Genomic DNA, 14,209 nt, shown 5'->3' on the forward strand with positions numbered 1-14,209 from the left:
CCTCGCTAACAGAATTATTATATGCAATATATCGCATATATATATCAAGCGCAAGATTATTTTTTACACAAAAAAAACCAACCCTTCTCGGCTTGGTCAGATTGTTGAGGTTTGGGACATGAATAAGCAATGTAAAAAGCATAAGTGACTGTACGCTTTGTTTTGTTGCTAATTGTAGATGAAACTGGTGACATTATCATTGAGGTGATTTTTTTATGAGAAGGAATACGACTAAACTTGTTATCATTGTTTCTGCATTTATCACCAGTAGTGGCTTTGCTAATGCGGATATACCACAGCCGCCTTTAATGAGCATAGAAACGATTCCTGCTCCTGAAGGCAATTGGGTCTACCTACCTGAAGGTAATGGAGAGATGGTGATTCATGTTTCTACCGCTTATCCAAATACATTTAATGTGTGGAGAGTTCCAACTGGAACACAACAATGGAAAAATCGAATCCTGATTTGTAAGGGAAAAGGAAAAACAGATGACTGGACTTGTATCTGGAGATATACCAAAGAAGATTCTATTCATGATCATTTTGTTGTTGAAGCCTCTGAAGAAGGTGGGAATATCACGGATAGTATTAATGTCACTCGTAGACATCACGAAAATCATCCTCAATAACACTTAGGTCTATAGAAGTAACTTGTTGGAACACATTGCTAACCTTCACCTTCCTCGTTAAAACCCTGTTGCTTGAAAAGTTCTACACGCTGTCTCGGAATGTCAGTTTCAGTTAATTGTGAATCGTTAATATAATATGAATGTTTCACATCCCCCCTATCTTCATCTGATTGCGTAATGTATATGATTTATCATATATAATTTCCCGAAATCACACCTAAGCACCAAATATATATGAAATTTCATACATATTTACTCAGAACTCCGCCTTAGAGAAAGGTTATATATGATTTTTCGCATATATTTAACCAAAACTCCAATATAGTGAAAAATATATACGATTTTTCGCATATAATCTTCCGGGCTTCTCTCTGAGTCCAAAAAGATAAATGATTTTTCGGCTCCCGCTTTTCAACACCTTCACCTATCAGAAGCCCCGGGCCTCCAGCCCGTTTTCTGCGACCAGCTATGCGCTTTCTGCACGATATCCCAAACGACGGGAGCTTTGCCTTCTACGTACTTCGGCCGGTCATGCTTGTACAGCTCCATCAATCGATGCTTTTCCTCAGCGTATCTTAAGCATTCATCAGCATGGGCGCGCAAGTAATCTCTAAAAAGCAGCGTAAGCTGTTCCGAGAAACTGCCTGCTTCTCTCACATGCAAATGTGTTCTGCGCTCGCCCGGCAGCTCGCGAAAATAATGCTTCGTTTTATCCGGATTCTCCTCTCGAAATACGAAGCCAGCCTGCTCGATCTTGGCTTTATAGCTCGAAAGAAGCTCCATAGTTGCAACAGATAGCTGAATATCCACGATTGGTTTGGCGTCCATGCCTTCTACTGAGGTGGAGCCGACATGATCGATCCGAATGTCCAAATCCCCAAGCGCTGCGCGCAGCCTCGAAGCTACATCCAGAAACAGAACTCTCCATTGCGGGTCATAAGCCGCGATTCTCCATTGATCTTCCATCCTGTTCTCCTTTCGTTGGCCCACTGAAAAATAAAAAAGAAGGCAATCTAACCGATCACCTTCTCAATTTCACCTATCTACACTTTAACCTTATAATTCAGCTGAAGCTCGTCGCCGGGCAGGCCTCTGATCCCCCAGTTCGATTTCGGCGTTTCGAAAATCGTAATTTCAACATCTTGCGGGGAAATGTCCAATTCGTCCTGAATGCGTTCAAAAAGCAGCCGGATCAACCGTTTCCTCGATTCTGTCGATCGGCCTTCAAATAGACTGATCTCAATGACGGTATAGGCCTCGGTGCGTCCGGGAGCGTAATAAAAATCTTCTCTGTCCATCGGAAAGAACCGCTGAAACTTTTTATCGGCCGGCATTTGCAGCGCTTCGACGACGCAGGAGTGAATGACCTCCGACAGCTTTTCCTTGACCGGATTCAGCCGTTCCTTCAAACCATAAATTTTCACTTGAGCCATGCTGCTCATCTCACCTTTCTCTTCTCATCTCATCTCTACTCATCTTTACTAAGTTTCTAGTTCAACCAAATTATAACATGTTCTTCCTGTCGTAAATAGCAGAAAAAAAACATTCCTCATCACACGGGGAATGTTCGGATACTCATTTCTTCTTTTCGATCTCATAAGCCTTCAAGATGGAATCGAGCAATCCGGGAAACCGTTGCTCCAATTCCTCTTCCCGCAATGACAACAACCGGAGAGTTCCTTGAGACCGGGCATGAATGATTCCCGCTTCGCGCAATATCTTAACGTGATACGAGAAGGTCGATTTTGCGATAGGCACATTAAAAAAATTGCATGCTTGCTCGCCATGCTCCCTAATTACATCGACAATATGCTGCCGGATCGGGTCGCTTAGCGCATACAAAACGGGTGATAATTGAATGTCGCCTTCTGATTGAGGATGCTGTTGCGATTTCATATCTCTTCCCCCTTCGTCACATACTATCATATCAGAATTCCAAATCGCGCACAAAAATATCTATTTAAAGACCGATTGCTTTTTCAAAAAAGCCGTGATATATTTTCTCTTGTTCGATAATCTTCGAACTAAGGATAGATCAACCGGAGGGATTTTTTTTATGAGCGATATACAAGCTCCACAGCAAAACGCCAATGTCACACTTCAGAGGGAAGGGTTAACCTCATTTTTATTAGCCGTCACTACCGTTCTTATTTTAATGAATACGGCCATGTTTAATCTTGCAGTACCGGATATAACCCATTATTTTCATCTCACGCCCTCCACAGCTTCGTTAACGATAACAGGCTATTCCATTATGTTTGCCATATCATCGATTACTTACAGCAGACTGTCAGACTTTGTGCCAATTCACCTGCTGTTTGCTATAAGTTTAACTTCGATCGGCCTGGCTTCCATCATCGGCTTCTTTAGCAATCACTTCTGGCTGCTATTGGTTGCGCGAATTTTTCAAGCGAGCGGAGCCGGGGCTGGCATTTCACTATCGATTATTTTGCTCAGCCGCTACGTTCCTTTGAACAGACGCGGGAAATCAATGTCTTTAATCATGGCATCCGTTTCGCTTGGAATTGGATTAGGTCCTATTCTCGGCGGTCTGATCGTTCAATATTGGGGCTGGAAATACCTTTTCGCTGTATCTATGCTGCTGCTGCTTATCGTCCCTTTCCTCTACATTCTCATCCCGAAAGAGTCGTTTACGAAAGGGAGCTTCGATGTGAAGGGCGCGCTCTACATCAGCATGGGAACTGCCGGTTTGCTCCTCTTCCTGACCAACCCGTCATGGTGGATATGCATCGGCATTGGAATCGTTGGCCTTATCTTATTCGCCTTGCATATTACGCGAACGCCAGACCCGTTCATTGAAGCGTCTTTATTCAAAAATAAAACCTATCTGACATTATCCTTTATTGGCATAATGGCTTATATGTGCAACTTTGCAACTTTATATTTACTTCCGCAAATGTTAATGAACCATTTTAAGCTGAATGCCAGCGAAGCCGGTCTTGTCGTTTTTCCCGGCGCGTTATTGGCGATGTTCGTTTCGCGAAAAGCCGGCAACTTCATCGATGCTAATGGCAACAAGTCCATATTGAACTATGTACCGCTGCTGCCGCTAGTAGCCACTTTATTATTCGCGCTGCTCGGCGTCCACTTCTGGTTTGCCAATATTATCGGATATATTGTATTAAGTCTTGGCTTTACGATCCTCGGAAGCAGCGTCATGAATGAAATAACCCGTTTATTGCCTTCGTCGCAAATTACGTCTGGCACCGGGTTGTATCAGCTCCTGCAGTTCTTTAGTGGAGCTTTTGTCATCGCTGCCGTATCCAATGTGATGATTTGGCAAAATCATTTGCCGCCCGCCTTATCGTATGCCAATATTTTTTGGGGAATGTTCTTCTTAGCACTCTTGGGCATCGCATTTTCTTACTTTTATCGTAAAAGGTCTGCTTAATACGCTGAGATGAACGTTACTCCACAATAAAAAACAGCCGGTCTCCTCATGAGACAGGCTGTTTTTACGTTGAGGCTGCCAGCCTCTAATGAAGCATAGGAGCAAATAAAACCGTTGTTTAACGGATTGCCGTTGTATGATGTCCGTTAATAATGTCGTCGATAGCGTCGGCTACCGAAGCTACGGCGTGACTTGCCTGAGAACGGACGTCCGCATGACTGCCGGCCATCGCGTAGCTATGAGGCGTAATCGCGAACATTGACAAATCGTTGAATGAATCCCCGATGCACGCAACTTCGTCCGGTCGCAGGCCAAGCTTTTCGATCAGCAGTGTCAAGGACGCGCCTTTGGAAACATTTTTCGGCATCACGTCAAGACAATCCTTATCGCTAATAAACGTTTCGACCTGATCGCTAAAGCGGCGATTTAGTTCCGCTTCCAGCTGCAGCAGTCCCTCAATAGGTCCGAAAAACGATATTTTACTGCTTCTCAATCGATCCTCAGCCAAGTCGGCCGCCAAACCGACTCGCTCCTTGCACGAGATGAGGATGCGGGACTCGTAAGGCAAAGTGACTTCATTCCGTTGACTCGTATAGTAGGAGTCGTCTGTACAATGTACAAAGTGAACGAACCGATCGTCAAGCTGCGTCAATTCCATCAAACTGGCGCTAATGTCAGGTGCAAACTCGTAAGCGGCCGCGAGGCGCTGGTTCTTGTTGTAGATCGTCGCGCCGTTCTGACCTAAAGCGTGAAAGCGATGCTCGAATGACTGCATAATCGTTTTAATTTCCGCATACATGCGGCCTGAAGCGATGCAGAGCTCCAGCCCGTTATCCAGCGCTTTTTGCACCGCTTGCCGGTCTCTTCCATTAATGCTTCTCGTATGGTCCATCAAGGTTCCGTCTAGATCGCTCACAATTAGCTTAATCATCGTTATCCTCCTCCGTTACGACGAGCAGTTCAACCTGATGCTCGGCTAGCTTCTCCATTAGCCCGCGCTCCGGCATGCGATCGGTAATGAGCAAGTCGATCGATTCCAGCCCGCAAATTTTATAAAACATCTGTTCCCCGAATTTCGTATGGTCGGCCAGCACAATGACTTGCTTCGCTCGCTTAATCATTTCGCGTTTTACGACTCCATCTTCTACGTCGGGGTAAGACAAACCGTGCTCTGTCATGCCGCAAGCGCCAAGAAACAATTTGTCCACAGTATAATTGGCCAGCTCGTCAATGGTCGTTTGTCCGAATAGGAATCGATGTTTGGGGTTCAGCTCTCCGCCCAACAGAAACGTCCGAATCGACTCTTTCTTTGACAGCACATCGGCGATATCGATTGAATTGGTAACGGCGACCAGAGGGTCGGCAGTTAAATCCTCAGCCGCGAACTGAACGGTCGTCGAAGTATCCATCATAATAAAATCACCGCCGTTGACAAGAGACGCCGCATGACGGCCAATGTCGCGCTTCTCGTCCGATTCTCTAATCAAACGGTCTTTGTACTGATGCACTTCCTTAGCCCGCTTCGGAAGAACCCCGCCTCCGTGTGTCCGAATAATGAGTCCCAGCTCCTCCATTCGGATCAAATCCCTGCGAGCTGTATCGCGCGACACCTCAAACAGCCGGCAAATATCTTTAATATCGATTCTTTTGTTGTTGTTCAAATAGTCGACAATCGCATTCAAGCGCTCTTCTTGAAACAAGCCTTCGCCTCCTCTCAACGGTGCCGATATGTGCAGCATTTCTTCCCTTTATATCGCATCATCTATAAGTCATCATAATGCATTATAAGTCATTACGCAATATTTCAAGGCATTTTTTTCTGATTTGGGCAGATCGCTGCATCATTGCATGAAAAAAAGCCTTAACCGGATGACAATATCCGGTCAAGGCTTCTAACAACTCGCGATTAAGCGTCCTTCCAATCCTCTTCGATCAGCTCCGCCACGACGGACATCGCCGCTTTGCTGCCAGAAGCAGCGGCATAAATAAGCTGAGAAGGAATCACATAAGCCGAATCTCCGGCCGCGAAGACGCCGGCTGCCGCCGTACGGCCCATCGCATCGGAAACGATCGCTCCGTTTTCGGATGTTTCATAACCAAGCGCTTCCGCAAAATGGATATTTGGCGTCAAGACCGGATCGACAAATCCGCCGCTTCTATCCAGATGCGTACCGTCCGTAAAATAAATCCGCTCCAGTATACCATCGCTCCCGGACAGAGATTGGATTGGCGTGTCTATAATCGAAATGCCTTTGGAGCTAGCTTCCTGGCGCTGCTCTTCGCTAATAACGCCGCTTCCGTTCGTACAGATCACCAGATCCCGGGTCCAGTTAATTAACAGCTTGATTTTATGAAATACGTACGGGTGATCGGAGATGATGGCAAGCGGCTGATCCCGCAGCTCCCAGCCGTCGCAGAACGGACAGTTGAACAAGCTTTTTCCATAAAACTCGTGAACACCGTCAATGGCCGGGAGCGTTTCCTTCAAGCCAGCGGCTAGTATCAGTTTCCGAGTTGTCAGCAACTCTTCAGATGCAGTATGAACCGTAAAGCCGTTCTCTGTTTTCTGAATATCGGTTGCTTCAACATTCAAATGCTGCACCGTCGGATAACGAAGCACCTCTTCGTAAGCGATGCGCCGAAACTCGGACGGCTCGATGCCGTCCCGCGTTATAAAACCGTGCGATGCATGCGTAACTCCGTTTCTTGGACGGCTGTTATCAATGATTGCAACTTTTTTTCTTGCCCGGCCAAGCACTAATGCCGCATTTAATCCCGCCGGTCCCCCGCCAATAATGACACAATCATAGCTCATCTTCTCTAATCTCCTTTTTGATGATTTTATAGATAGGTTATATCTACAATATAACGAAGCAAAGGCATCCCGCTTCTTGGCATATGCATTGTAACGGGAGCTTTTCGACTTGAACCGTATGTCTGTCACCTAGATGTTGGAAACCCTCTATATCAATTATGGATTCCTTATATCCATAATAACGATTATAGATTAGAAATGTCAAGCACCCTCTTTTTAGTTGCCGATCCGGAATAAATGAACTAAAGTAATTAAAATGATGGTAAATGATAGTCGTTATAGAGAACATTAGGAGGGGTTATATGTCTTTTGCGGTCATTTTCGATATGGACGGCACTTTATTTCAAACGGATAAAATACTGGAGCCTGCGCTGGAAGACACGTTCACCCGCTTAAGAGAGCAAAATCGTTGGAATCGCGAGACACCGATCGAGACGTACCGCCAAATAATGGGCGTCCCGCTTCCGGTCGTATGGGAGCATCTGATGCCTGAACACGCAGAGGATGAGCGGCAGCAAGCGAATGAACAGTTCCAAAGCTTGCTAATCACCCAAATTTCCGCAGGCCGCGGGGCACTCTATCCGGAAGTCGAGGAAATACTGGCCGATCTGAAGCGGAACGGCTTCGAACTCTATATCGCAAGCAACGGCCTAGTCGCCTATTTGCAAGCCATAACGGACTACTATCAGTTGGATCGCTGGGTAACGGAAACGTTCAGCATCGAGCATATCCCGTCACAGCACAAATCGGACCTTGTTCAAGCGATCAAGCGCAAATACGGAATCCGGCATGGCGCCGTCGTCGGCGACCGGCTGTCCGATATTAAAGCGGCGCAGGACAACGGCTTAGTCTCCATCGGCTGCCATTTCTATTTTGCTCAGCCCGACGAGCTTGCTCATGCGGATCATGTCATTCGCAGCTTTTCCGAATTGAAAACCATTTTGAATCGGTTGAAGCAGCAATCCGTGCAATAGCAAAACGGCGAGCCGCTCCGGGAAAGAAAGTCCCGACAACGGTTCGCCATTTTTAATACATCTTCTCTACATGTTTGGCAGCCGGTTCAATCAGCCGTGAGGATATAGTCCTTCATCTGAGCCAAATGATGTCCATCATGTCCGGTCATGTCGGTCACATATTCGGCGATATTGAACGGATCGCCGTCCAGATCAGAGTAAGATTTGTCATACAAGTCCTCCGGTATTTGCTCTAACAAATACAGCACCCGCTGGCGCGTTTCGATCATCAAGTCCATAACGTCCGAAGCTGTTCGGCCCTCTGCAAAAGCAATTGCTTGCTGATTGTACGATTCAATCTCAAATTGATTGCTAACCGCTATGACGGCTTCATCCTTCCGCTCGGCAATCGGCTCTAATGCTCGTTCAATATAGTAACGGTCCCATAACATGAAATGGCTCAACATATCTTTCAGCGACCATTTTCCTTCCCCTATAGGAGAAGTGAGTCTCCCCTCGCCATACTTCCGTAAAGATTCAACGAATGGAATTAACGCTTCAAATTCGGCAATCAGTTGTTCTTTTCTGTTCAATAACGCACGTCCTTCCAAGAAGCTTTCTAAACCGGAATTAATTATACCGAATGAATGTTCGGTTGTAAATAAATGACGATTATTCTTTACTGATCGTTCTCAAACTGTTATACTGATCGCAGAAGGCGGCTGCGAATAGAGAGAAGCTCATTTTTTTAGCTAAAGGAGAATGATCGTTCTCATAAAAATTGTGCTCTCACTTCCGTAGAACATTTCTACAATACACAAAAGTTAGGAGTCGACTATCCATGACAGCAACAACTTTAAAAGGAAAAGTAGCCCTTGTAACCGGCGGAACGCGAGGAATCGGTCTGGAGACGGTTCGAGGCCTGGCTGAGCTTGGTGCAACCGTTATTATCGGAGCTAGAGACGCCTCGGCAGGAGCAGAGGCCGCAGCGTCTTTGAAGGATAAAGGCTATGATGCCCATAGCGTGAAAATCGACGTCAACGTTGCCGAAGATCACGAAGCCGTCTACCGTTACATTCAACAACAATTCAATAAACTGGACATTCTAATCAATAACGCCGGAATATTGCTGGACCAAGACGATATTTCCAGAGAAGTCGTCAATCGTTCGAGCACGATCCCGTCCGATATTTTGCGAAATACGTTTGATACAAACTTTTTCGCGCCTATCGCGCTTACGCAAACGCTGCTGCCGCTTATCCGCCAATCCGATGCCGGACGCATCGTCAACGTTTCGAGCATTCTTGGCTCGCTTGCGCTGCAGGCGAATCCAGCTTCGCCAGTGTATGGCATTAAAACCTTCGCCTACAATGCATCCAAAACAGCAATTAACGCTTTCACCGTTCATTTGGCAGCAGAGCTTCGGGACACGCCGATTAAAGTGAACTCGGTTCATCCCGGCTGGGTGCGCACCCGTCTTGGCGGACATGCTGCCGATATGAATGAGGCGGAAGGCGCAAAGACCAGTATTTATGCCGCTACCCTGCCAGAGGACGGACCGACTGGCGCTTTCCTCTATGGGGAAAACACGCTTCCTTGGTAGGGCTTGCAGCCTTTACCGTTCTAGTATGTCCTCAATAACCTTTGTTCGAACATGCTGTCGTTTTACCGGCAGCATGTTTTTTCTTCGGCTTTTATAAACGCAGCAAGCAAGGCAGGAGCATCTCTATCGTTAAATAAAAAAACGGGCAAAAGCATTCCTGCTCTCTCCCGTTTAGCGTCTCGCGCCCTTATTGTTTATTGTAAACAGATTCTAGGTAAGAAATTGAAACCTGTTCCGCTTCTCTTTTATATTCGAGACCTTCCGAATTTTGACGAAACCGTTTATAAAGTCGAATGGTCATTTTTAGTGCGCGGTAACAACGCTCAGCGCTGTGACCTGGAATCGTTTCTTTTAGTTCCTCAAGCTCTTCGCCCTCATGTACTTCGAGTTTCCTTACCCCTCTTGGAAGCTCACCGTTCTTGATATGGAACAGTGGCCCGAGTACAGCATTACGCATAAAGGTAATATGATCGATGAGCTCGAACCATTCGCCCCGGCCCAATTTTGTCGCCCCATAATGCACCCATACCCAAAAACGATCTTCTATCCACTGGAGACTAGGATACGGATACTGTGGTGAAGTGCCTTGCATTAAAGCGCTAATCTCACTTCCCCGTTCCCATAGGATAATCGGATTCTCAGCTCGTTGTTCAAGTTCCTGAACAGTGACGAATTTAATATCAACATGCAATGGCGGCGATCCGTACAAGCAAATAATAACTCGCGGTTCTCCTACATGTTCGCCTGTAAAAGCAGCTAATAAATTTCCTAGCTTCTCTGCAATTGGAATACGCTGGTTCATGATCTCTTCTTTGAATTCAGCTTCGTATACGACAATAAAATCTAAGTCGCTGTACTCATCCATTATGCCCGTTATCATGGAACCTCCCACAAGAAGTCCAAGTAAACGATTGTCCTGACGAAGTATTTCTTTTGCATGGTTAATAAAATCTTCGTGCATTTGTAGAGGCATAAACAACACTCCTATTATTATGACCCCCGAAAGGGTATTACGGCATCATATCATTGTCGTTTGTAACAGTCAAAAGGTTTATCGCTTTTCGCAATGACCGTATGAATACGTAAAGTACGTATCGCAGTCATACGCAGACGGTTGAAATGTTAGAGGGTCAACAGGCATAATAGAATAGATCATTTCGAAGCGCGCCGGGCGGGTTTTCTATTGGACAGCCCCCGTGCCTGCTGCTGCTTAGATACTTCAACGTTTAAAGGAGAAACCGCATGTTAAAGAAAAAATCGGCTAACGCCGTGACTTCAAAAGCAAAAGGCAATACACTGCTGCTGGAAAGGCAGTTCGATGCTACACCCGAGCAGGTTTATGAAGCCTACACGAAGGCCGAGCAACTCACAGCATGGTGGGGCCCAAGAGGCTGGACGCTGCCCGTCTGCACAGTCGACCTGCGCCCAGACGGCGCTTGGCATTACTGTATTGCCTCCGCTGACAGCGACAATAAATCTTGGGGAAAAATGATTTACAAGGAAATAGAACCAAACGTGAAGCTCGTTTACGTGGATTATCCTTCCGACGAGGAAGGTATTGTGAATGAAGGCACAGGAATTCTGATCACACTTTCGTTCCAATCCCATAACGGCGGAACGAAGCTCATTAACCGTGCTGAATTCGTTTCCTCACAAGCGTTGAAGCGGACCCTCAATCTCGGTGTAGTCGAAGGCATGACCCAAACGTGGAGCCGATTGGCCGAGCATTTGCGTAATACGTCCTCTTAGTGCGTTAATCAAAAAACAACCATAAAAATAGGCCAACCAGAAAAAACTGGTTGGCCTATTTTTACGAGAGACAAGCCGTATACGGTCGGCCGACCACGTACGGCTTGTTTTTTTCACAGCATCGTTTTCGAACTCTATATCGAACACTTACACTTACATAATGAGCGCTTAGCCAGCAGCCCCCGGACTCGGCACGTTAACACGATTTGCCCCATTCGCTTGAGCAAACTGCTCAAGCGCCGCATGCACCGACTGCAGCAAACGCGGCGAAACGTCAACATCCGGCTCAAAATGCAGCAGCTGCACGTCCAGCCGTCCTTGCTTACGATCGAGCCGCGGGTCCATCCGCCCGATCAAACGGTCGCCAGCAAGGATCGGCATCGTATAATAGCCGTATTTGCGTTTAACAGCCGGCGTGTAAATTTCCCAGCGGTATTCGAAGTCGAATAAGTCTTCCAGCCGTTTCCGGCTCCACAATAAGTTGTCGAGCGGCGGCAAGAAGGCGATCGGCGTCTCCTCCTCTGGATCGGCAGCACCGGTCCCAATTACGTCCTCCTCAAGAGACGTGATGCGCCCGACATCCTCGGCAAGCACGTAATAAACCGTCTTTACCCCTTCCACTTCAACCGCAGCCATCGTTCCGTCATTCACATTGCGCTCGATGGCTTCCCGCCTCTCCGCTGCCTTCAGTCTTTGCCAGCCAAAGCGAGCGTCACTTGGCTCGAAAACCCGGTATGCGCGACAGTATTTGAGCAGCAGCGAGTCAAGCGCCTCCCGTTCCTCTATCCGCTCCGCCTCTTGCAGCAAGCCGCTTGGCACGCTTCGGCTCGCTACGTCGAACAGCCGCTGATTGCCATCCCGGCCGACGATGCGCACTTGCGCCGAATCAGTCAGCAAATTGAGCGCATGCGAGGTCGCTTTCGTTTTGGCGGAGGCGCTGGCATTGTCCCAATATCCGCGAACCCGCTGATCGCTTTCGAACGCCTTGGAAGGCAGCGGACCCTCGCGATTCAGCTTATCCAGCACCGACTCGGCAACCGGTCGCAGCTCGTCTAGCTGCGATGCCGTGTTCAGTCGCATCCGATTCCGAATCGGCTCGAACATCGCATAATGGTTCATCGGAATGATGCAGGCTGCATTGGCGAAATATTCGAACACCTCGCCACCCTGAAGCAAGCCGTTTAACCAGTCTGGCTCATAGCCGCCGATTCTTGCGGATAGTGCCAAATGCTGATTCGGCCGCACGGCGGACACCGGATCGATTTGCACGCACTCCAGCTGCCGAAGCGTCTCCAGCACTTGCCGCTTTCCTTCCTCTTCTGTCGCCGCTCGAAATGAATGCGGGTTCAGCAGCAGCTGTTTTTCGAGCAAAAAGCGTCTTAATGCGCGCTTCGAAACTTTTAATGTTTTCATCCGGTGTCCCCTGCCTCCTCTTACAAATTGGAATCACGTCGATCAATCAACCCGCGTTACAGCTCAATTGTTTTCGTCGCAATATGATCGCAAAACTGGCTGTCATGCTCCACGAATAACAGCGTCGGCTCATGCTCCAGCAGCAGCTCCTCGATTTGCATGCGCGAGATGACGTCGATAAAGTTGAGCGGTTCGTCCCAAATATGCAAATGCGCTTTCTCGCATAAGCTTCGCGCAATAAGCACCTTCTTCTTCTGTCCGCCGCTTAACGCCGACAAATCTTTCTCGAACTGAACCCGGGCAAAATCGAGCTTGCGCAGTATCGCTTTAAACAAACTTTCGTCAATATCATATTCGTCCGCATAATCGGTAAAGGACCCTTTCAAATGGGAGGTGTCCTGCTGCACATAAGAGATGGCAAGCCCGCTCCCGATTCGCATCTGGCCGGTATGCCCGATATCCTCGCCGCGAATCAGTTTGAGCAGACTTGACTTGCCGGAGCCGTTTTTACCCGATAGCGCCACCCGGTCGCCCTGCTCAATCGTCAGGCTGATCTCTCCGCAAACCTGCTTATCGCCATAAAAAATCGATACTTTATCGAGCTCAACCAACCTGCTCTTATGGTAGTTTAGCTGTGCGATTTTCAAGCTTTCGGCGTTTTCAACATTATGAAGCAGCTGCGATTTTTGCTCAACCGCGTTTTGCTGGCGCTGCTCGATCGACTTCGACCGCTTCATCATTTTCGCGGCTTTATGCCCGACATAGCCTTTGTCGATCTTTGAGCCGGAATTCCGCGTGCCGTTTTTCGACTTTTCGACCTCGTCGGACCAATTGCTCGTTCGCCGCGCCGACTCGTTTAATCGTTTAATGTCTTTGCGCAACTTGTCATCGGCCGCAAGCTCGAACTGATCCTGTCTGCGCTTGTTTTCCCACCAGTCGGAGAAATTCCCTTTCTGAATGTCGATGTTTGTTTTATTGATTGATAATATATGATCGACGCAATTGTCCAGAAAAGCTCTGTCGTGGGAAACGAGAATGTAGCCGCTCTTCTTGCGCAAATAATCGCTGATCAGCTTTCGCGCTTGGCGATCCAAATGGTTGGTCGGCTCGTCGATGAGCAGAAAACGATTTTCCTTTAAAAAGAGCGCCGCAAGCAGCACCTTCGTTTGCTCGCCGTTCGACAGCGTCTCGAAAGGACGGTATAGAACGTCTTCAGACATGTCCAGCAGCGTCAGCTCGCGTATGAGCCGCCATTGCTCGAAATCGGGACAAATTTCCTCGAGCGCGTACATCGTCAGCTGCGTTTGATCTGCAATCTGAAACGGAAAGTAATGGAAGCCGACGCTGGCGGAAATATGACCGCTATACTCGTATTTGCCGAGCAGCAGGTTCAGGAATGTCGTTTTGCCTCTGCCGTTGCGTCCTGTAAAGCCGAGCTTCCAATCGGTATCGATCTGAAAGCTGATGTTTTCGAATATCGGGTCGTAGCTGCCCTCATAGGCAAATGTTAATTGAGAAACTTGTATTAGTGACATAGTGGTATCCTCCCGTGCCGTAAAAATAAGAAAAAGCTGCAAGAAAGTTACTTCCTGCAGCTTAAAATAAATACGGCAAACCATGTCCGATCTCGGGACA

Annotated in this window: 15 protein-coding genes; 5 read left to right on the forward strand and 10 right to left on the reverse strand. The window is 47.5% G+C overall.

Features of this window, described 5'->3' with window-relative positions; all coding sequences use genetic code 11:
* The first annotated feature begins 215 nt into the window (after nucleotides 1-215).
* A complete protein-coding gene (locus ACFVTB_RS02750; protein WP_387744756.1) occupies nucleotides 216-629 on the forward strand; it encodes a hypothetical protein in 414 nt (137 codons plus the stop codon).
* Nucleotides 630-1,049: 420 nt separating this feature from the next.
* Here the strand turns inward: ACFVTB_RS02750 and ACFVTB_RS02755 are convergent, their stop codons facing one another.
* The 3 genes from ACFVTB_RS02755 to ACFVTB_RS02765 form a co-directional block, all read right to left on the reverse strand.
* Complete coding sequence (locus ACFVTB_RS02755) at nucleotides 1,050-1,595, reverse strand: GrpB family protein (protein ID WP_387744758.1); 546 nt, start codon at nucleotides 1,593-1,595, stop codon at nucleotides 1,050-1,052.
* Nucleotides 1,596-1,672: 77 nt separating this feature from the next.
* Nucleotides 1,673-2,062 carry a tautomerase family protein gene (locus tag ACFVTB_RS02760; RefSeq protein WP_387744928.1) on the reverse strand — a complete coding sequence of 130 codons (390 nt, stop codon included), beginning with the start codon at nucleotides 2,060-2,062 and terminating at the stop codon, nucleotides 1,673-1,675.
* 142 nt (nucleotides 2,063-2,204) lie between these two features.
* Complete coding sequence (locus ACFVTB_RS02765) at nucleotides 2,205-2,525, reverse strand: ArsR/SmtB family transcription factor (RefSeq protein ID WP_387744761.1); 321 nt, start codon at nucleotides 2,523-2,525, stop codon at nucleotides 2,205-2,207.
* Nucleotides 2,526-2,685: 160 nt separating this feature from the next.
* On the opposite strand from ACFVTB_RS02765, the gene ACFVTB_RS02770 reads away from it, so the two are divergent.
* Entirely contained in the window at nucleotides 2,686-4,041 is a 1,356-nt protein-coding gene (locus ACFVTB_RS02770; protein ID WP_387744764.1) for an MFS transporter, read from the forward strand.
* A gap of 118 nt (nucleotides 4,042-4,159) precedes the next feature.
* Here ACFVTB_RS02770 and ACFVTB_RS02775 read toward each other — a convergent pair whose 3' ends face one another.
* From ACFVTB_RS02775 to ACFVTB_RS02785, 3 genes are all read right to left on the reverse strand, one after another.
* Nucleotides 4,160-4,972 (reverse strand): HAD family hydrolase, encoded by an 813-nt coding sequence (locus ACFVTB_RS02775; RefSeq protein ID WP_387744766.1) that lies wholly within the window; start codon nucleotides 4,970-4,972, stop codon nucleotides 4,160-4,162.
* On the reverse strand, nucleotides 4,965-5,741 hold the full coding sequence (locus ACFVTB_RS02780; RefSeq protein ID WP_387744769.1) for a DeoR/GlpR family DNA-binding transcription regulator: 777 nt from the start codon (nucleotides 5,739-5,741) through the stop codon (nucleotides 4,965-4,967). The genes ACFVTB_RS02775 and ACFVTB_RS02780 overlap by 8 nt, the downstream gene beginning before the upstream one ends.
* A gap of 206 nt (nucleotides 5,742-5,947) precedes the next feature.
* Complete coding sequence (locus tag ACFVTB_RS02785; protein WP_387744772.1) at nucleotides 5,948-6,856, reverse strand: NAD(P)/FAD-dependent oxidoreductase; 909 nt, start codon at nucleotides 6,854-6,856, stop codon at nucleotides 5,948-5,950.
* Nucleotides 6,857-7,158: 302 nt separating this feature from the next.
* Here ACFVTB_RS02785 and ACFVTB_RS02790 point away from each other — a divergent pair, with 302 nt between their 5' ends.
* Nucleotides 7,159-7,830: an HAD-IA family hydrolase gene (locus tag ACFVTB_RS02790; RefSeq protein ID WP_387744775.1), complete on the forward strand. Its 672-nt coding sequence runs from the start codon at nucleotides 7,159-7,161 to the stop codon at nucleotides 7,828-7,830.
* An 86-nt stretch (nucleotides 7,831-7,916) separates the two neighbouring features.
* Here ACFVTB_RS02790 and ACFVTB_RS02795 read toward each other — a convergent pair whose 3' ends face one another.
* Nucleotides 7,917-8,402: a DinB family protein gene (locus ACFVTB_RS02795; protein ID WP_387744778.1), complete on the reverse strand. Its 486-nt coding sequence runs from the start codon at nucleotides 8,400-8,402 to the stop codon at nucleotides 7,917-7,919.
* 248 nt (nucleotides 8,403-8,650) lie between these two features.
* Between ACFVTB_RS02795 and ACFVTB_RS02800 the strand changes: the two genes are divergently transcribed.
* Nucleotides 8,651-9,412 carry an SDR family oxidoreductase gene (locus ACFVTB_RS02800; RefSeq protein WP_387744779.1) on the forward strand — a complete coding sequence of 254 codons (762 nt, stop codon included), beginning with the start codon at nucleotides 8,651-8,653 and terminating at the stop codon, nucleotides 9,410-9,412.
* Between the two features lie 187 nt (nucleotides 9,413-9,599).
* Here ACFVTB_RS02800 and ACFVTB_RS02805 read toward each other — a convergent pair whose 3' ends face one another.
* Complete coding sequence (locus ACFVTB_RS02805; RefSeq protein ID WP_387744782.1) at nucleotides 9,600-10,385, reverse strand: nucleotidyltransferase domain-containing protein; 786 nt, start codon at nucleotides 10,383-10,385, stop codon at nucleotides 9,600-9,602.
* Nucleotides 10,386-10,654: 269 nt separating this feature from the next.
* Here ACFVTB_RS02805 and ACFVTB_RS02810 point away from each other — a divergent pair, with 269 nt between their 5' ends.
* Nucleotides 10,655-11,161, forward strand: a complete 507-nt coding sequence (locus ACFVTB_RS02810; RefSeq protein WP_387744784.1) for an SRPBCC family protein — start codon at nucleotides 10,655-10,657, stop codon at nucleotides 11,159-11,161.
* 168 nt (nucleotides 11,162-11,329) lie between these two features.
* Here the strand turns inward: ACFVTB_RS02810 and ACFVTB_RS02815 are convergent, their stop codons facing one another.
* Complete coding sequence (locus ACFVTB_RS02815) at nucleotides 11,330-12,574, reverse strand: winged helix-turn-helix domain-containing protein (RefSeq protein WP_387744787.1); 1,245 nt, start codon at nucleotides 12,572-12,574, stop codon at nucleotides 11,330-11,332.
* 56 nt (nucleotides 12,575-12,630) lie between these two features.
* Nucleotides 12,631-14,109, reverse strand: coding sequence for an Lsa family ABC-F type ribosomal protection protein (locus ACFVTB_RS02820; protein WP_387744789.1), 1,479 nt, complete (start codon nucleotides 14,107-14,109; stop codon nucleotides 12,631-12,633).
* Between the last annotated feature and the right edge of the window lie 100 nt (nucleotides 14,110-14,209).

The sequence above is a fragment of the Paenibacillus sp. NPDC058071 genome (genome assembly GCF_042885235.1).
Lineage (GTDB): Bacteria > Bacillota > Bacilli > Paenibacillales > Paenibacillaceae > Pristimantibacillus.